General features: G+C 62.3%; 15 protein-coding genes and 1 pseudogene. 6 read left to right on the forward strand and 10 right to left on the reverse strand.

Annotated features, from left to right (window positions below):
• Positions 1-11: 11 nt before the first annotated feature.
• A complete protein-coding gene (locus B8784_RS09285; protein WP_233356044.1) occupies positions 12-1091 on the forward strand; it encodes a DUF2332 domain-containing protein in 1080 nt (359 codons plus the stop codon).
• Here B8784_RS09285 and B8784_RS09290 read toward each other — a convergent pair.
• Together B8784_RS09290 and B8784_RS09295 are read right to left on the reverse strand one after the other, a co-directional pair.
• Positions 1088-2200, reverse strand: a complete 1113-nt coding sequence (locus B8784_RS09290; RefSeq protein WP_084397677.1) for a serine hydrolase domain-containing protein — start codon at positions 2198-2200, stop codon at positions 1088-1090. The genes B8784_RS09285 and B8784_RS09290 overlap by 4 nt on opposite strands.
• Before the next feature lie 33 nt (positions 2201-2233).
• The gene (locus B8784_RS09295; protein WP_084397678.1) at positions 2234-2728 is read right to left on the reverse strand and encodes an Lrp/AsnC family transcriptional regulator; all 495 of its coding nucleotides are present in this window, start codon (positions 2726-2728) and stop codon (positions 2234-2236) included.
• Between the two features lie 129 nt (positions 2729-2857).
• Between B8784_RS09295 and B8784_RS09300 the strand changes: the two genes are divergently transcribed.
• Positions 2858-6316: an indolepyruvate ferredoxin oxidoreductase family protein gene (locus B8784_RS09300; RefSeq protein WP_084397679.1), complete on the forward strand. Its 3459-nt coding sequence runs from the start codon at positions 2858-2860 to the stop codon at positions 6314-6316.
• Positions 6317-6391: 75 nt separating this feature from the next.
• On the opposite strand, the gene B8784_RS09305 is transcribed toward B8784_RS09300, so the two are convergent.
• Positions 6392-7978: a lysine--tRNA ligase gene (locus tag B8784_RS09305; protein ID WP_084397680.1), complete on the reverse strand. Its 1587-nt coding sequence runs from the start codon at positions 7976-7978 to the stop codon at positions 6392-6394.
• An 86-nt stretch (positions 7979-8064) separates the two neighbouring features.
• Positions 8065-8844 carry a GGDEF domain-containing protein gene (locus tag B8784_RS09310; RefSeq protein ID WP_084397681.1) on the reverse strand — a complete coding sequence of 260 codons (780 nt, stop codon included), beginning with the start codon at positions 8842-8844 and terminating at the stop codon, positions 8065-8067.
• A gap of 139 nt (positions 8845-8983) precedes the next feature.
• Here B8784_RS09310 and B8784_RS09315 point away from each other — a divergent pair, with 139 nt between their 5' ends.
• Entirely contained in the window at positions 8984-9184 is a 201-nt protein-coding gene (locus B8784_RS09315) for a (2Fe-2S)-binding protein (protein ID WP_084397754.1), read from the forward strand.
• 193 nt (positions 9185-9377) lie between these two features.
• Positions 9378-9863, forward strand: coding sequence for a bacterioferritin (gene bfr / locus B8784_RS09320; protein ID WP_084397682.1), 486 nt, complete (start codon positions 9378-9380; stop codon positions 9861-9863).
• Positions 9864-9872: 9 nt separating this feature from the next.
• Here bfr and B8784_RS09325 read toward each other — a convergent pair whose 3' ends face one another.
• From B8784_RS09325 to B8784_RS09345, 5 genes are all read right to left on the reverse strand, one after another.
• A complete protein-coding gene (locus B8784_RS09325; RefSeq protein ID WP_084397683.1) occupies positions 9873-10535 on the reverse strand; it encodes a glutathione S-transferase family protein in 663 nt (220 codons plus the stop codon).
• Positions 10536-10631: 96 nt separating this feature from the next.
• Complete coding sequence (locus B8784_RS09330) at positions 10632-11579, reverse strand: alpha/beta fold hydrolase (RefSeq protein WP_084397684.1); 948 nt, start codon at positions 11577-11579, stop codon at positions 10632-10634.
• A 94-nt stretch (positions 11580-11673) separates the two neighbouring features.
• Positions 11674-11976: an SCP2 sterol-binding domain-containing protein gene (locus B8784_RS09335; protein ID WP_084397685.1), complete on the reverse strand. Its 303-nt coding sequence runs from the start codon at positions 11974-11976 to the stop codon at positions 11674-11676.
• Between the two features lie 145 nt (positions 11977-12121).
• Positions 12122-12601 carry a VOC family protein gene (locus tag B8784_RS09340; RefSeq protein WP_084397686.1) on the reverse strand — a complete coding sequence of 160 codons (480 nt, stop codon included), beginning with the start codon at positions 12599-12601 and terminating at the stop codon, positions 12122-12124.
• A gap of 18 nt (positions 12602-12619) precedes the next feature.
• Entirely contained in the window at positions 12620-13249 is a 630-nt protein-coding gene (locus B8784_RS09345) for a TetR/AcrR family transcriptional regulator (protein ID WP_084397755.1), read from the reverse strand.
• A gap of 135 nt (positions 13250-13384) precedes the next feature.
• On the opposite strand from B8784_RS09345, the gene B8784_RS09350 reads away from it, so the two are divergent.
• Both B8784_RS09350 and B8784_RS22185 read left to right on the forward strand, forming a co-directional pair.
• Positions 13385-14932, forward strand: a complete 1548-nt coding sequence (locus B8784_RS09350) for an acyl-CoA carboxylase subunit beta (protein ID WP_169712618.1) — start codon at positions 13385-13387, stop codon at positions 14930-14932.
• A 350-nt stretch (positions 14933-15282) separates the two neighbouring features.
• Positions 15283-15816 (forward strand): annotated as a pseudogene (locus tag B8784_RS22185) (DUF4349 domain-containing protein); the annotation flags it as partial.
• Here the strand turns inward: B8784_RS22185 and B8784_RS09360 are convergent.
• The gene (locus B8784_RS09360; RefSeq protein WP_084397687.1) at positions 15815-16690 is read right to left on the reverse strand and encodes a pseudouridine synthase; all 876 of its coding nucleotides are present in this window, start codon (positions 16688-16690) and stop codon (positions 15815-15817) included. The pseudogene B8784_RS22185 and the gene B8784_RS09360 sit on opposite strands and share 2 nt — an antisense overlap.
• Positions 16691-16811 lie beyond the last annotated feature (121 nt).

Here is a 16811-nt window from a genome sequence, read left to right on the forward strand (position 1 = left end):
GAGGCGCCCGCGTGGTGCAACAAAGAGCAGCCATTCCGGCCCACTTCCGCGAGCAGGCGAAGTGGTGCCGGGCGCTTGGCTCGCCCTTTACGGCAGATCTCTGTCTTGCCTTTGCAGACGATTTCGAGGCCGGCGGCATTGTCGCCGGCCTTGTTTCTGACTGGCCGACCAATCCGCGCAAGGATGCGCTGGCCCTGCGGCTGGCCGGATGTCTCCATCATGCTGTCCTGTCGGGGCGCGCGCCGGAGCTGGCGGCAGAATACCCCGACCAGCGCGAAGACTGGTCGATCAGGCAAGTCTGGCCGGTTGCGCGCGACTGGCTGGCGTCTGAAGGCGACTGGGTCTGCGCCTTCCTCAAGAGCCCGCCGCAGACCAATGAGACCCGGCGCTGCATCGCTCTTCTGCCGGGTTTTCTCGAACTGGCCGCCATCTATGATATGCCGATGCACCTGCTTGAGCTGGGCGCGAGTGCCGGGCTTAACCAGAACTGGGACCGCTACAGTTACACAGCGGAGACCTGGCAGCGTCCCGCGCCCTCGAAGAGCGATGTTCTGATCACCGCTGACTGGCAGCTCGGCCCGCCCGGGCACCTCGATGCCAGGCCGCAGGTCGCAAGCCGCGCAGCCTGTGATCTCTCGCCCTTCGATCTCTCCGACGCGGACGATGTGTTGCGGCTCAAATGCTATACGTGGGCTGACCAGACCGAACGGCTTGCCCGGCTCGATGCGGCGGTCACGCTGGCGCAGAAGACCGGGATTGCCGTCGAGAAGGCCGATGCAGCGGACTGGCTGGTTCGCAGACTTGCCGAACGCCCGGCGCACGGGCTGACTGTGGTCTTTCACTCGGTTTTCCTGATCTATCCCCCGCGCGAGGTGATCGCATCGATCATGTCGATGGTCGCCGAGGCCGGGGCAACCGCCACGCCGGAAGCACCGCTGGCCTGGCTCTGTTTCGAGTCCGAAGCGCTGTTCGGCGGCAACCGGTCGTCTCCGTCCATGGAAACCCGGCTGCAGACCTGGCCAAGCGGACAGGTGAAGACGCTCAACCGGTCGGACGGCCACGCCACCCGCATCATGCCGGCTGGCGGCTAGCTATCCTCTGCAAGCTTCGTCTGGAGCTTTTCCAGCAGGATGCCCGTCGCGTCCTTGGCGGCATCGGAATACTCATTGGTGTTCACGATGATCACCGCATCGTGCGATGGCACCAGGGCGATCCGTGACAGCCACATCGTGTTGGAGCCATTGTGCAGGTAGACCCGGCCAAGTTGTGGGTGATCGCTGACGGCCAGCCCCATCGCATAATTGGCGGTTTCATCCGGCCAGGGCGCGAGAAGGTGGTCGCGCATGTCCGGCGTGATGAGTGTGCTGTCCTCATCAACGAACTGGAGGAGAAGGCGCGCATGTGACGCAAGCGGCACATGGGCCGTACCGGCGGGCCCAAGCGCTTCGGGATTGTCGGCGCTCTTCCCGCGCCCGACAGAGGAGCGCCAGCCGACAATGTTCCGGTTGTGGCCCTCAAGGCCTGTTTGCGGCGGGCCGAAGCCCCAGCCTTCCGACCAGCTCGCGCCCTCAGCGTCGAAGATGTAGGCCTTGATGGCGTCTTCCCAGCTCATCTCGATCAGCCGTTCGATCGCGGCGCCGGCCACGATATAATTGAGATTGCTGTACTCGAACGTTCCCGGTTCGCCAGCCGGGGGTTTTGTCAGCCGGCTCTCCACCGTGGCCAGACGCTGCTCACGGACGGGCGCGTCGTCATTGCGCCGGGCGAGCACCCAGATCGGACCGATCTGTCCAAGACCGGAGCGATGGGCAAAGAGGTCTTCAATCCTCGTATCCTGCCAGGCGGGATCCATCTCCTCAGCCATCTTCGGAAAGAGGTCGGGCAGGCTGTCGCCCCAGTCGGCAAGGCCGTCTTCGGCCAGCCGGGCATAGAGCAGGGCCGTTAGCGCCTTTGTATTCGAGCCGATATGCCAGGCGTCGGTCCTGGCCACAGGCGTGTCGGAGCCTTTCGAGACCGTCCCGGAGACGGCAATCGTGGGCTCCCTACCGACAATGGCCACCGCCGCGCCAAGTGCGATCAGGTCGTGGCTCTCGCGGGTCTCGTCGACGGCCTGCTTGAGCCAGGTTTCATCAACGGCCTGGGCGCGCGCGGCCACGCAGAGCCCGGCCGAAAGAATGATGGCAAGTACGGTCCTGACCATGTCACCCCATCCAATCTTTTTTAGGTCTGAAAACTAGCCCGCAGGCACGTAATCGCTGATCAGGCCGAGGGGCAGGGCCGTGGTGCGCTTGGCAACGTTGATGACAATCCGCGACTGCACATCCGAAACCAGGCCGGACCCCAGGAGTTTCTCTCTGAGGAAGGAGTCATAAGCATGCATGTCGGTTGTCGTAATGCGGATCACGTAATCGACTGCGCCGGTCACTGTCATGCATTCGAGGACTTCCGGCCATTTCCGGACAAGCTGTTCGAACTTGTTGAGGTTTTCCTTGCTCGGCAGGGCCAGTTTCACGCTGGCGACAACTTCGAAACCGAGCCCGAGCGTGTCACGGTCGAGCAGGGTGACGCGGCCCTCGATAATGCCGGCTTCTTCCATACGCTTGATGCGGCGCCAGCAAGGCGAAGAGGACAGACCGACCCGATCGGCGATTTCTGCGACCGAAAGGGCGGCGTCTTTCTGGATAAGATCGAGGATCTTTGCGTCGATGGCGTCCAGCGTCTGAGGCAATTTTTCGCTCCCCTTGGGGTTATTTTGAAACACTTTGCCCTTTCTTACGCTATTTGGCGCAAGATTGGCAAGTTATTTCACGGAAAAATGCAAAAATTGTAGCTTAAAGACTTATAGGGAGTTTGTTCCTTGGAACACCGCGAAGTCACGCTGAACGATAAATACGATCTTGTCGAGGGGCATGCCTATATGACTGGCATCCAGGCGCTCGTGCGCCTGCCGCTTGACCAGAAGCGTCTCGATAGTGCTGCCGGATACAACACGGGCGGCTTTATCTCGGGCTATCGGGGCTCGCCTCTGGGGGGGTACGATCAGCAACTGCGCGCTGCGCAGAAGTGGCTCGATACCCATGACATCGAGTTCTGGGAAGGCCTGAACGAAGATCTGGGCGCGACAGCGGTGTGGGGCTCCCAGCAGCTCGGTCTCTTTCCGGGCGCCAAGCGCGATGGTCTCTTTGGCATCTGGTACGGCAAGGCGCCGGGCGTCGACCGTTCAGGCGACGCGATCAAGCATGCCAATGCCGCCGGCTCGTCGCGTCTCGGGGGCGTGCTCGCGGTGTGCGGCGACGACCATATGTGCAAATCGTCCACCCTGCCGTCGCAATCTGAATTCGCGATGCAGGACGCGGAAATTCCCGTCCTCAACCCGGCCTCTATCCAGGACATTCTCGATTACGGCATTCATGGCTGGGCGATGAGCCGGTTTACCGGGGCATGGTCGGCGCTGATCGCGCTGGCCGATACGATGGATTCCGGCGCGGTTGTCGACGTGACGCTGGACCGGCTGAAGCTCATCAAGCCCGATTTCGATTTTCCGGAAGATGGCGTGCATATGCGCCGTGGTGACAATCCGCTCGAGAAGGAACGTCGGCTGCGCAATGTAAAGCTGCCGGCCGCCCAGGCCTGGGTAAAGGCGAATGGGCTCGACCACATTCTTGTCCCGGCGCCAAAGCCGCGCATCGGGATCATTACCACCGGTCAGGCCGCGCGCGACATCTTCGAGGCGTTGGCAGCCATCGGCCTGACCCCGGAAGAGGCGGGCCGCCTCGGGATCAGCGTCTTCAAGGTCGCCATGCCGTGGCCGCTCGAACCGAGCGCAATCCGCGAGTTCTGCCGGGGCCTGGAAAGCGTCCTGGTGATCGAACACAAGCGCCCGCTTATCGAGGAACAGCTGCGCGCCGTGCTTTACAGCCTTCCGGACAATCAGCGCCCCTTCATTGAAGGCAAACTGGACAAGGACGGAAAGCCGCTGCTCAGCCAGGTCGGCTCCATTCCCGTGCCGGAAATGGCCGATGCGCTGATGCGCCGTGTGCCGGGCGACTGGGACACCTCCACGGCCGAGCAGTATTTCAAGCGTGTGGGAGCAGCTGGCGAAGCCGCGCTCTCGAATGCATCGCCCACCGTGCGCTCGCCGCACTATTGCTCGGGTTGCCCGCACAACACCTCCACCGTCGTGCCGGAAGGCTCGCGCGCCATGGCGGGTATCGGTTGCCACTACATGGCGAACTTCATGCCGGACCGGCCGACCGACATGACCAGCCAGATGGGCGGCGAAGGCGTTGCCTGGCTCGGCCAGTATTTCGCCACGGAAGAAGACCATGTCTTCGTTAATCTCGGCGACGGCACCTATTCGCACTCCGGCTCTCTGGCCATTCGTGCCGCTGTTACCTCCGGCGCGAACATGACTTACAAGATCCTCTACAATGATGCGGTTGCCATGACTGGCGGCCAGCATGTCGAATCCAGCCAGACCCCGGTGAACATCGCCCAGCAGGTCGAGGCCGAGGGCGTAACCAAGATCGTCATCGTGACCGAGGACCCGACCCGCTATGCCGGCGTGAAGGGCCTGCCGCGCTCGGTGCGCATCTATGACCGCGAGGAGCTGGATGAGGTCCAGCACATGCTGCGCGAGACCAAGGGTGTGTCGGTCCTCATCTATGACCAGATCTGCGCGACAGAGAAACGCCGCCGCTCCAAGCGCGGCCTGCGCAAGCCGGACCGCGTGCGCGTCATGATCAACCAGGAGGTTTGCGAAGGCTGCGGGGATTGCTCGGTGAAGTCGAACTGTCTTTCGGTTGAGCCGGTCGAGACCGATCTCGGCCGCAAGCGCCGTATCAACCAGTCGACCTGCAACACCGACCTCTCCTGCTTGCGCGGCTTCTGTCCGAGTTTCGTGACCATCAAGGACGCGCACTTTGCCGCCGAGGACGAGCCGGGACTCGATGTGGATGCTTCAGGGCTTCCGCTGCCGGACCTGCCGCCGCTCGCCCAGCCGTGGAACGTGCTGTTCACTGGTGTTGGCGGGACAGGCGTGACGACCGTAGCCGCCGTGCTCGCCATGGCTGCGCACGTCGATGGCAACGCCTCTTCAAGTCTCGACATGACGGGGCTTGCCCAGAAGGGCGGGCCGGTGCTCTCGCACCTGCGGTTCGCCAAGGAGCCGGACATGATCTCGACGGGCCGCGTGCCGCCGGCCTCTGCGGATGCGATCATCGCCTGCGACCTGGTCGTGGCTGCCAGCGGGGCCGCGCTGGGTCTGATGGATGTCGGCCGCACGGCAGCCTCGGCCAATGCCGACGTGACCCCGACGAGCGAGTTTATCCGTGACCGGTCCAAGAAATTCGAGAGCCAGATGCTGTCTGCGCGCGTCAAGCGCCAGGCCCGCGATTTCGGGACGCTGGATGCCGAAGCGCTGGCGCTGCTTTACATGAACGATGCGATCTACACGAACATGATCATGGTCGGTTATGCTTGGCAGAAAGGGCATGTGCCCGTATCTCTCCGGGCCCTCTACCGCGCGATCAAGCTCAATGGCGTGAAGATCGAGGACAACATGAAGGCCTTCGATGTCGGCCGGCTTGCTGCGGCCGATCCGAAACGCCTTGAAAAGACCCATGACCCGCGCGGCGATGCCAAGCCGATGACGCTCGACGACATCATTGAGGATCGCGCCAGCCGTCTCGTGGCCTATCAGAACGAGGCGTATGCGAAGCGCTATCGCGATCTCGTCGCCAAGGTTCGCGCCGATGAGGAAAAGGCCGGGCTGGGCGAAGGCTTCACCACCGCCGTGGCGAAGTACGCCTTCAAGGTCATGGCCTACAAGGACGAGTATGAAGTCGCCCGTCTCTTCACGGATGGCACCTTCGACAAGAAGCTGCGCGAGACCTTCCATGGCGGGAAGATCCAGTTCCACATGGCCCCGCCCGTCTTTGCCAAGAAGGATGCCGATGGCCATCTCAAGAAGAAGCCGTTCGGCCCCTGGATGAAGACGGCCTTCAGGCTCATGAAGCGCTTCAAGGGCCTGCGCGGCACCCGCTTCGACCCGTTCGGCTGGACGGCGGAGCGCAAGATGGAGCGTCAGCTGCGCGATGACTATCTCGAAAACGTCGTGAAGCTCTCGGAGGGCCTGACGAAGAAGAATCACGAGCTTGCCATCGCGATTGCCTCCGTTCCCGACGAGATCCGTGGCTACGGCCACGTCAAGGATGCCTCTGTCGAGGCAGCCAAGAGCCATGAAGAAGAGCTCTGGCAGAACTGGCCGAAAGGCGGCCTGCCCGCAAAGAAGCAGACGCTGATCGCGGCCGAGTAGGCGAAACGCCTGCGTCAGACTTGAGAGCCCCTGCCGGATGCCGGCAGGGGCTTTTTTATTGTGCGGAGGGCCGCTTTATCGCGCCAGCGCGTTCTTGATCAGCCGTGCGGTCTCGTGGACGCCATAGAGTGCGGCAAAGCCGCCGAAGCGCGGCCCCTGGCTCTGGCCGAGCAGGACTTCGTAAAGCGCCTTGAACCAGTCCCGCAGGTTGTCGAAGGCGTGTTTCTTGCCGATTTCGAAGGTGAGCGTCTGCAGCTCTTCGGCCGTGGCATCGCCCTCGATCAGGCTGAGCCGCTCGGCAAGCTCCTCCATGGCCGCGCGCTCTTTCTCGTCGGGGGCCCGGTAAACCTTGGTCGGCTGGACGAAGTCCTCATAATAGCGGATCGCATAGCCGGCGAGCGTGTCGAGCAGCGGGTGGCTTTCCGGGCTCGCCTCGGGCGCATAGCGCGAGATGAAATCCCAGAGCTGTTCCTTCGTCTCGGTATTGGCGGCGCTGACCAGGTTCAGAAGCAGCGCAAACGAGACCGGTGTGTCGCCGGCTGGCGGGTTGCCGGAATGGATGTGCCAGACGGGATTCTCGATCTGGCGGGCCGGCTCCTCTTGCGGGTATTTCGACAGGAAGGTCAGATATTCGTCGACCGCTTTCGGGATGACGTCGAAATAGAGTTTCTTGGCTGCGCGCGGCTTCTGGAACTGGAACAGCGACAGGCTTTCCTGCGGCGCATAAGCCAGCCAGTCATCGACCGAGATGCCGTTGCCCTTGGTCTTGGAGATCTTCTCGCCCTTGTCGTCCAGGAAAAGCTCGTAGACATATTGCTGCGGCGGACGGCTCCCGAGGATCTGGCAGATCTTCGAATAGATCGGCGCATTGTCCTGGTGGTCCTTGCCGAACATTTCGAAGTCGACGCCGAGAGCGGCCCAGCGCATGCCGAAGTCGGGCTTCCATTGCAGCTTGGTGTTGCCGCCGGTGACGGGGATGGTGACGTCGGTGCCGTCCTCATCCTCGAAGGTGATGGTGCCATCTTGCGGGTTGGTCGCCTTCATCGGCACATAAAGCACACGCCCCGTGGTCGGGGAGATGGGCAGGAAGGGCGAATAGGTCGCCTGGCGCTCGGCTCCCAGCGTGGGCAGCATTACGCCCATGATCTCGTCGAACTTTTCCAGCGCGCGCAGCAGGGCCGCGTCAAAGGCGCCTGACTTGTAAAGCTCGGTGGCCGACTTGAACTCATAGTCGAAGCCGAAATTGTCGAGAAAGGCGCAGAGCCGCGATCCCATATGCGCGCCATAGCTTTCATGCGTGCCGAACGGGTCCGGCACGGCGGTCAGCGGCATTTGCAGGTAGGGCTCAAGCTCTTTCGGGTTCGGCACCGTTGGCGGCACCTTGCGCATGCCGTCCATATCGTCGGAGACGCAGATGAGACGGGTTTCATACTTGCCATCCGTCAACGTCTCGAAGGCGTTTCGCACCATGGTCGTGCGCACGACTTCGCCGAAGGTGCCGATATGCGGCAGGCCGGACGGACCATAGCCGGTCTCGAACGTCACCGGACCTTCCTTCGGCGTGCCGGCGCGCTCCAGGTTCTCCAGCCGTTTGAGCAGGGCACGGGCCTGTTCGAAGGGCCATGCCTTTGCACTCTCGGCGAGGGTGGATAGCGCGCTCATGATGTCTCCGTCGGTAAATGGGCCGTGCCGGAGGTAGAAGGGCAGGGGGACGCGGTCAAGCTGACGATGCAAGGGGGCCGGGCCGATCAGGCCGCCGCATCGATGACAACCCGGTTTCGCCCGGCCTGTTTGGCGTCATACATCCGGTTGTCGGCCATGCGAAACAGTTCCGAGACCTTGTCGGAATAGGCGCCCTGGGCCACGCCGATGCTGGCCGTGATCCCGTAGCGGAGACCGGGCTCCGGTTTGAAATCGATCCGGGCGATCGCCAGGCGGATGCGTTCGGCCACAAGCCCGGCAAGTTCGGCTTTTTCTCCCGGCACGAAGACCCCGAATTCCTCACCGCCGATCCGCCCGACAATGTCCTGGTCGCGCATCGCCTGCTCGATCGCGTTGGCAACGAGCTGCAGGGCCTTGTCGCCGGCATGGTGGCCGTACGTGTCATTGATCTGTTTGAAGTGGTCGATATCGACCATGAGCATCGCGCCGGAGACCTCCTGTTCCTGGAAGCGTTTGATGCGGGTCAGGAAAGCCTCGCGGTTGAGGATGCCGGTCAGCGGATCCAGACGTGCGCGGCGGGCGAGTTCGGCGTGGACCTCTTCCAGCTGCTGCATGGCCCGGGCAAGTTTCAGGCGTTCACGCTGAAAGACCAGGGCCAGGGGAAAGGCGACGACCGTCGAACAGATGGCGGCGAGGGCAAACCAGATACCGACAATCTCACGAAGAATATCCTCAGGGATGTCGCAGACGAGAATGGCGATCGCCGTGATCAGCTGGCTCACGATGAGGGTGATCATCGTTATGATCAGCGCTCGCCGGTAGGAAACGCGCACAGGCGACTCGGTTATCAGCGGTCCGTTGTGCATGGCCTGACGCTGCCACAAAAGTCTGAAGAAGCGTCATCGGCGGTCGTGAAAATTACTCGGAAATTGAAAACATTCTCACGGCAAAGAATCCTGAACAATGTTATTGACAATCATTCGCATGTGGGGCTTATTGCGAACCATGATCATTTGCATTTGCAGACGTATCAATGACAAGGGCGTGCAGGCCGCAATCGATGCAGGCGCTCGCAGCCCTGCGGCCGTTCAGGCCCATCATGGATGCCGGTTCAACTGCGGCAAGTGCATGCCGGTCATGGGCGAGATGATTTCCGACGCTGTCGACGCCATGCCGCCGGATCAGCCGATTGTAGCGGCTGAGTAGGCGCTCTCTTTCTCCAGACATCAAATTGCAATTGATTCAAAAGCTTGGCTTGAAAGCCGAGAACATTTTACTGCCTGCAATTGCTTCTCACTATCATAAGCATCTGATTTTATTCGATTTTTCTCCTTGAGAATCGGGTTCGTCGTGTTATCTCCACTGCAGCATTCCCGATTCCAGATTCAAGGAGGCCGCCATGAAGGGCGATCCGAAAGTCATAGAATTTCTCAACGCGGCGCTGAAGAATGAGCTGACCGCGATCAACCAGTACTTCCTGCACAGCCGCATGCTGAATGACTGGGGCGTTAGCCGCCTCGGCCATTTCGAGTACAAGGAATCTATCGAGGAGATGGAGCATGCCGACTGGCTGATCGAGCGCATCCTGTATCTTGAAGGCATGCCCAACCTGCAGGACCTCGGAAAGCTGATGATCGGTGAGTCGGTCGAGGAAATGCTGCAGTCCGACCTGAAAATGGAAATCGAGGCCGTCGCGCTCCTGCGCGATGGTATGGAGTATGCGGAATCGATCCGCGACTATGGCAGCCGCGACCTGCTCGGCAAGATCCTGCACAGCGAGGAAGAGCATATCGACTTCCTCGAAACCCAGTTCGACCTCATCGAGCGGGTCGGCATCCAGAACTATATCCAGCTTCAGTCGAAGCCCGTCGACGACGGCGAGTAGGCTGCCGCCTCAGGCATAGGCGTAAGGCCCGCCCTTCTGCAGGGCGGCCTGATAGGCCGGGCGGGCATGAATGCGCTCCAGGAACGCCTTGACGTTCCTGTATGCGTCGGCCCCGGCGCGATCGGCGGCGGCTTCCAGCGGAAAGCTCATAATGATGTCGGCGGCGCTGAAGTCGCTGCCGGCAAACCAGCCCGTTTCGGCTAGGGACGTGTCCCAGAATTCGATATGCTGCTTCAGGCGCGGGTCGACGAAGGCGGCCTGCGCGCGTGAGGCAATGCCCTTGAACAATGGGCGCATCAGCGGATTGGCCCCTTGCGGCAGACGCTCGAAGACCAGTTTCATCAGAAGCGGCGGCATGGCCGAGCCTTCGGCATAATGCAGCCAATAGGTCCAGGCGCGCGCCTCGGGCGTGCCGGGCGGCGGTTTCAGGTGCCCGCCGCCATGTTGTTCGATGATGTACTCGATAATGGCGCCAGTCTCTGCGACGATTATCCCGTCCTCTTCGAGTACAGGTGACTTGCCGAGCGGGTGAACCTTCTGCAGCGCCTCCGGGGCCAGCATGGTGTCCGGATCACGCTTGTAGTGGACGATCTCGTAGGGCACCGAAAGTTCTTCCAGAAGCCAGAGAATACGCTGCGAACGCGAATGTTCGAGGTGATGGATCCTGATCATGCCGGGGGCTCCTTGGCGTTTGCGGTGAGCTGGACATAGACCGACGCGCATCGCCGGAAAGCGCTGACCTTGCGTCACTGACCTGGCTGCCGAATGTCAGATGCCGGCGCCCTCGATCAGGGCGTCAAATCCGGTCCAGAATTCGGCGCGCTTGTCGTCGGTTTCCATCAAGATTTCGTGGCGGGCGCCCTCGACCGTCACATGCCGACAATGCGGCAGGTGCCTGGCCACGCGGGTATGCGCCTTGTTGTCGACCAGCTGCTCCTCTTCGGCGCTGGCCACAAAGACGGGAATGTCGACACCGCGCAGCAGGGCGGGCTTGGTGGTCTGATTGAGAATATCGAGCGACGCGCCGAGCCAGCCCCAGGTAAACGGCCCAAGCTCCAGCTCCGGTGCGGCATCGATCAGGTCGCGCTGCAGCTGCCAGCGTTTGCGGTCATGGGTGACGATATTGTCCTCGAACTTTTCCGGCGGCCCCGGCTGGCGGACATAATCGTTCGAGCGGCCCATGGCACGCATGGCCCAGATCAGGTAACGCGCGGCAAGATTAACCGGCAGGCCCCACATCGGCGACGAGAAGGCCGCCGCTTCGACCTTGACCAGTTTTTGAGTCAAAGCCGCCAGCGCAATCGCACCACCCATCGAATGGGCGAGGCAGACATAGGGCCGGGGCAGGCGGTCATCAAAGGCGTCCAGACCGTTCCTGAGCGCGCCCATGAAAGTCTCGAACCGGTCGATATGGCCTTTCGCCCGGTCTTCCAGCAGCCGCTCCGAAAGGCCCTGCCCGGGCCAGTCCAGGATCACGACGGCGAAGCCGCGGTCCTGAAGCTCGCGGGCGACTTCGAAATACTTCTCGATAAACTCGGTGCGCCCGGGGCAGACAATGACCGTGCCGCGGGGCGTCTCGCGCGGCGAGGGGGCCATGCAGGCGCGCAAGCGCCGCCCGGCAATGCCTTCGAACCAGATGATCCTCGCGCCGTCGGGGGGCGGGTTGCCCGGCACCTGGACGAACTGCCCGAGATCGCTGGTGTCATTTGCCGTCATACCGGGTCCTTCAAATCAAAAAGGGCGCTGTGAGCCATCGCTCCAGCGCCCTCCTGGTCAGATGAGTGTCCGCGCCGGGCGGACAAGGGCTGCCTCAGGCGAGCTTCTTCATCAGGCTCTGGAGCTGCATGGCGACCGACATGTCGCCCAGCACCTTCAGCTTGCCTTGCATGAAGGCCATGGTCGGGTCCATGTCGCCGGAGGCCAGCTTCTTGAAGTCCTCCCAGTCGACCTTGACCGTTGCATCGGCATCGCCGTCGGAATTGTCTGCCGTGCCATTGGCACCGTCGATGAAAAGCTTGCCGACATCGCCGAAGTCGAACTTCACCTTCTTGTTGAAGTCGCTGCCGGCTGTGACGGCTTCGTTGGCTTTCTGGGTTAGGGTTGCGAGATCCATGGACGCCTCCTCGAGTGGAACCTTCAGGGGATAAAGCAGGCCGACACTAGGGAAAGCAAGAGGCAATCACTCTGCTTTCCTGCGCATGTCACTGAAAGGACACGAAGAGTTCGCTCATGGGCGCCGACAAGTTGCCCCTCTCATGTCACTGGGGAGTGTGTCCGTCAAAGGCGGCTTGCAGGCCTGCAATGTCGATCTTCTTCATCTTCATCATGGCCTCCCTGGCGCGCATGGCACCGGCCTTGTCTTCGGCTTCCATCATACGTGGGAGGACCTCGGGGATGATTTGCCAGGATATACCAAAGCCATCGATCAGCCAGGCACACATGCTTTCCTTGCCGCCATGTTTGATTAGAGTGTCCCAGAGCTTGTCCGTTTCGGCCTGGTCCTTTGTCAGAACCGAGATGGATGCGGCCGGCGAGTGCTGGAACATAGTGCCGCCATTGAGCGTCATATAGGGCGCGCCAGCGAGCATGAACTCCACGACAAGGGCCGGTTTACCGGGTTCGGGATAGGAGCGGCTCTCGATGAAACTGTCGGGCAAGAGGTTGGTGTAGAATTCCGCGGCCTCTTCGCCTCTGCCGTCGAACCACAGGCAGGTGCGGACCTTCGGTTTTGCGGTCATGACGTAGCTCCTTTTTTATTAGGGGTGTGAGGCCTGATCCACAGGCATTTCGTGAAAGAGGGAGCGAATATAGCGGGCGAGATGGTCGACCATCTCCTTGGCAACGGCGCGCTCACCGCTTGCCTTGGCAAGAATGAACGCGCCCTGCAGGACGGCCTGCGTATGCAGGGCGAGACTCTTTGCGGTCCAGTCCGGAGACAGCCCGTGCGCATCGATGGCGGCCTGGATGTCGTCTTCCAGCGTTTCAGCGTGGCCGAAAATGGACGTCCTGCAGGCATCGCGAATGGCCGGATTGGAGGCATAGGCCTCCTGAACCATTGTCCCGACGAGACAGGTATATTCAGCTTCCTCGCCCTCGAGCAGGTCGCGGCGCAGCCGGATATAGCCGAGCAAGCGCTCCACCGGGTCTTCAATCTCGTGATAAGGCGCGGCCGCAAACATTGCGCCAGTCGTTTCCGACCAGTAATCGGCCGCCGCCACGCCGAGTGCCTCCTTGCTGTCGAAGTGATGGAAGAAGGCGCCCTTGGTGACGCCGGCTGCCTTGCAGAGTTCATCCACGCTGGTCGCGGCAAAGCCTTGCTGGCGCACCATGGTGAGCGTCGCATCAAGCAGTTTCGTCCGGGCGGAAATCCGTTGAGGCTTTGACATGAATGCATGCATACCAACTGGTTGGTATGTGAATCAATCATGATTCTTTTCCGCCCTGATTGTCCTTGCGTCATCCTGGTGGAAAGGCCGGAATGTTCTTGACGGACCCGTCACCAAGATTGGATTGATCACCCTATGAGTTGGGAAAAGTCGATTGAAGAGCTTCGCCGGCGCGAACGCATGGCGGAGAAGATGGGCGGCGAGGAGCCGGTGGCGCGCCAGCGTGGGCGCGGCAAGCTGACGGTCCGCGAGCGCGTGTCCTTCCTGGTCGATCCGGGCAGTTTCCACGAGATCGGCAAGATCGCCGGCGTGGCGACCTATGACGAGGACGAACAGCTCGAAAGCTTCATGGCGTCCAATTCGGTTGTCGGTCGGGCGCGGCTCGATGGCCGGCCGGCCATGGTGCTGGCCGATGATTTCACCGTGCGCGGCGGGGCGGCCGACGCTTCGATCCGCGGCAAGACCACCATCGCGCTGAAGCAGGCCATCGAATACCGCATGCCGCTGGTCCAGCTCGTCGACGGGACGGGCGGGGGCGGCTCGATCAAGATGTTCCTCAAGGATCCGCGCACCTATATCCCCGAAACGCCGAGCTGGGAGCTGCTGGTCGAGGGCATGGGCGAGATCCCGATGGTCTCGCTGGCGCTCGGGCCCTGCGCGGGGCTGGGTGCGGGCCGTGTCGGTTCAAGCCATTACTCGGTCATGGTCAAGGAGCTCTCCCAGGTCTTTGTCGCCGGGCCGCCCGTGGCGATTGCCATCGGCGAAGATGTTTCCAAGGAGGAGCTCGGCGGCTGGGAGATCCAGGCCCGCAATGGCACGGTCGATGATGCCGTCGACACGGAAGCCGACGCCTTCAAGGCGGCCAAACGCTTTCTCTCCTACCTCCCGTCCTCGGTTCACGAGCTGCCACCGGTCACCCCGCCGACGGACGATCCGAACCGCAAGGAAGAGGACCTCATCTCCATCGTGCCGACCGATGGCAAGACGCCCTACAAGCCGCAGAAGATCATCAATGCCACCGTCGACAAGGACAGCTTTTTCGAGATCGGGGCGCACTGGGGCCGCGGTATCGTCACGGGGCTCGCCCGCGTCGACGGCCACCCGGTCGGCATCCTTGCCGGCAATCCCTACTTCCTCGATGGCGCCTGGACGGCCGATGTCTGCGCCAAGGTCATCCGGCACATGGATCTCTGCTCGACCTTCCACCTGCCGGTCATCCACTTTGTCGATTGTGCGGGCTTTGCCGTCGGCGTGAAGCACGAGACAGCGGGTGTGACGCGGAAAGGCGTGCGCGCCATGGCGGCTGTCTACCAGGCGAGTGTACCGGTCTGCGCGGTCGTCATCCGCAAGGCGTTCGGGCTGGCAGGCTCGGCGATGATGAACCCGACCAAGGCGAAGTGGCGCTATTGCTGGCCGTCCGGAAATTGGGGCTCGCTGCCCATGTCCGGCGGTATCGAGGCGGCCTTCCGCAAGGAACTCGCCGAGACTGATGACAAGGAAGCGCTCCTGAAAGACCTCTACAAGAAGTTCGAGGCGATGGAGGACCCGTTCCGCACGGCCGAGGCCTTCTTCGCGGAAGAGATCATCGATCCGCGCGAGACACGACCGCTGATGGTCGATTTCGTCCATCATGCTCGCCGCCGGCTGGAACCCGGCCAGACAGTTTTCGGCCCACGTCCCTGATTTCGCCCCAGATTCGCCCTGAATCCCGTGTCATGCTCTTTGGTGTGATCCATGAGTGGGAGGGATGCGTGATGAAACAGTTTGCCCCGGCCTTGCTGGCTGTCGGATGGCTTGCCGCCTGTGGTGGGCCAGGCGGTAGCGAAGCCGACCGTCCGGCCAGCCCGCCGCCGCCCGCACCGATGGAGGTGGCGGAAAGCTATGGCGGTGTTTCCAAGATGGCCGCCGACCAGGCCTATAATGACAGCGCGCCAGCGCCTGATCGCCCGGATGCCGAGCCCGGCGCCGAGCAATACATCGCCTATAGCCACTCGCTGGGCCTGCGCCTGCCCAAAGGCGAGGTGGACGCCATGATGAAGGCGCATGTCGAGGCCTGCCGGTCGGCGGGCACCAGCATCTGCATCGTCATCAACTCGAACGTCTACAATGCCAATGAGGACTATATGTCCGGCAACCTCTCGCTGCGAGCCAAGCCGGACTGGATCGAGACCTTTCTCGGCGCCATCGATGAAGCCACCGAAGAAGCGGGCGGCGAGATCACATCGCGCTCGACCCGTGCGGAAGACCTGACCCGGCAGATCATCGACACCGACAGCCGGCTCGACGCGCAGAGAACGCTGCGCACGCGCCTGGAGGGCCTGCTGGAGCGCCGCGACGGCACGCTGGGCGATCTCCTCTCCATCGAGCGCGAGCTGGCGCGGGTGACCGGCGAGATCGAGTCGATCGAGGCACAGCTCAAGGCGCTGCGCCTGCGTGTCTCCATGTCCTCGCTCGATATCTCCTATGAGACGAAGGTGCCGCCTTTCTCGGGGTCGCGGTCCAACCCGCTGGGCGAAGCTTTGGGCGACTTCTTCTACAACCTGTCGGCAGCCATCGCATCGGTGATCACGGCTTTCGCGGTCGGCCTGCCCTGGCTGATCCTGATCGGGATTTTCCTCTGGATCTGGCTGAAGCTGATCTGGCCCCGGATCCGCCGGCGGAAGCCTTCGCAGACGGAGAAGACGCGCTGATCAGGCTGGCGCGCTCTTCACTGGTCAGGGCGCGCCACTTGCCTTCCGGCAGGCTGCCCAGCTCCAGCGGGCCGATGCGGACGCGATGAAGGTCGATGACCAACAGGCCGACCAGTTCGCACATCCGCCGGATCTGGCGGTTGCGGCCCTCTTTCAGGCGGAAGCGCAGGCGCCCGGCGCCAATGGTCTCGACCTTGGCCGGCTTCAGTCGCCGCCCGTCGAGCGACAGGCCGTGGCGCAGCTGTGAGAGCGCTTGCGGCGTGACCTGTCCCTGCACGGTGACGAGATATTCCTTCTCAAGCCCGGAAGAGGGCCCGATCAACGCCTTGGCCAGCACCCCGTCTTCCGAGAGCAGCAGCAGTCCGCGCGAATCCATGTCGAGGCGCCCGAGCGGGGCGAGCAGCGTCTTGCCGCCCGGCAGCTTCGGCGCCTTGCCGACCAGGTTCGCTTTCGTCACCAGCCGGGCGGCGGGTGTCTGTCCGGCTTCGGGCTGGGCGGAGACATAGCCGACCGGCTTGTGCAGGACGGCGGTGAGCTGGTCATCCAGCGCCTTGGCGCCGGCCTGTCCGAGGACAAGGGTTTCGCCGGGTGAGATCTTGTGACCGGGTTCGGTCACGGTTTCACCGTTCACCTTGACCTCGCCCTTCGCGATCAGCCCTTCGGCTTCGCGCCGGGAGCAGAGCCCCAGTTGCGCCATCCATTTATTGAGCCGCATCGGGGCGTCGCCGTCAAAAGTATGCTCATCAGCCATCCGCTGTTCCTAGCAGAGGCACGCGCTTCATGCGAGCGTATGCTGCGCTGCAGCGTAATATGCATTCCTGCATGGCTGAGTCCTGCCTTATGCTGCCCTTACACCTTGCAATGGCGGGGCA

The organism is Henriciella aquimarina, assembly GCF_002088975.1.
GTDB lineage: Bacteria > Pseudomonadota > Alphaproteobacteria > Caulobacterales > Hyphomonadaceae > Henriciella > Henriciella aquimarina.

What these genes read in the sequence shown, in the direction of transcription:
- B8784_RS09290 (WP_084397677.1), bottom strand. Translation starts at nt 2,200, where the DNA reads ATGGTCAGGACCGTACTTGCCATCATTCTTTCGGCCGGGCTCTGCGTG.
- B8784_RS09305 (WP_084397680.1), bottom strand. Translation starts at nt 7,978, where the DNA reads ATGAGCGCGCTATCCACCCTCGCCGAGAGTGCAAAGGCATGGCCCTTC.
- B8784_RS09310 (WP_084397681.1), bottom strand. Translation starts at nt 8,844, where the DNA reads ATGCACAACGGACCGCTGATAACCGAGTCGCCTGTGCGCGTTTCCTAC.
- B8784_RS09315 (WP_084397754.1), top strand. Translation starts at nt 8,984, where the DNA reads ATGATCATTTGCATTTGCAGACGTATCAATGACAAGGGCGTGCAGGCC.
- bfr (WP_084397682.1), top strand. Translation starts at nt 9,378, where the DNA reads ATGAAGGGCGATCCGAAAGTCATAGAATTTCTCAACGCGGCGCTGAAG.
- B8784_RS09325 (WP_084397683.1), bottom strand. Translation starts at nt 10,535, where the DNA reads ATGATCAGGATCCATCACCTCGAACATTCGCGTTCGCAGCGTATTCTC.
- B8784_RS09330 (WP_084397684.1), bottom strand. Translation starts at nt 11,579, where the DNA reads ATGACGGCAAATGACACCAGCGATCTCGGGCAGTTCGTCCAGGTGCCG.
- B8784_RS09335 (WP_084397685.1), bottom strand. Translation starts at nt 11,976, where the DNA reads ATGGATCTCGCAACCCTAACCCAGAAAGCCAACGAAGCCGTCACAGCC.
- B8784_RS09340 (WP_084397686.1), bottom strand. Translation starts at nt 12,601, where the DNA reads ATGACCGCAAAACCGAAGGTCCGCACCTGCCTGTGGTTCGACGGCAGA.
- B8784_RS09345 (WP_084397755.1), bottom strand. Translation starts at nt 13,249, where the DNA reads ATGTCAAAGCCTCAACGGATTTCCGCCCGGACGAAACTGCTTGATGCG.
- B8784_RS09350 (WP_169712618.1), top strand. Translation starts at nt 13,385, where the DNA reads ATGAGTTGGGAAAAGTCGATTGAAGAGCTTCGCCGGCGCGAACGCATG.
- B8784_RS09360 (WP_084397687.1), bottom strand. Translation starts at nt 16,690, where the DNA reads ATGGCTGATGAGCATACTTTTGACGGCGACGCCCCGATGCGGCTCAAT.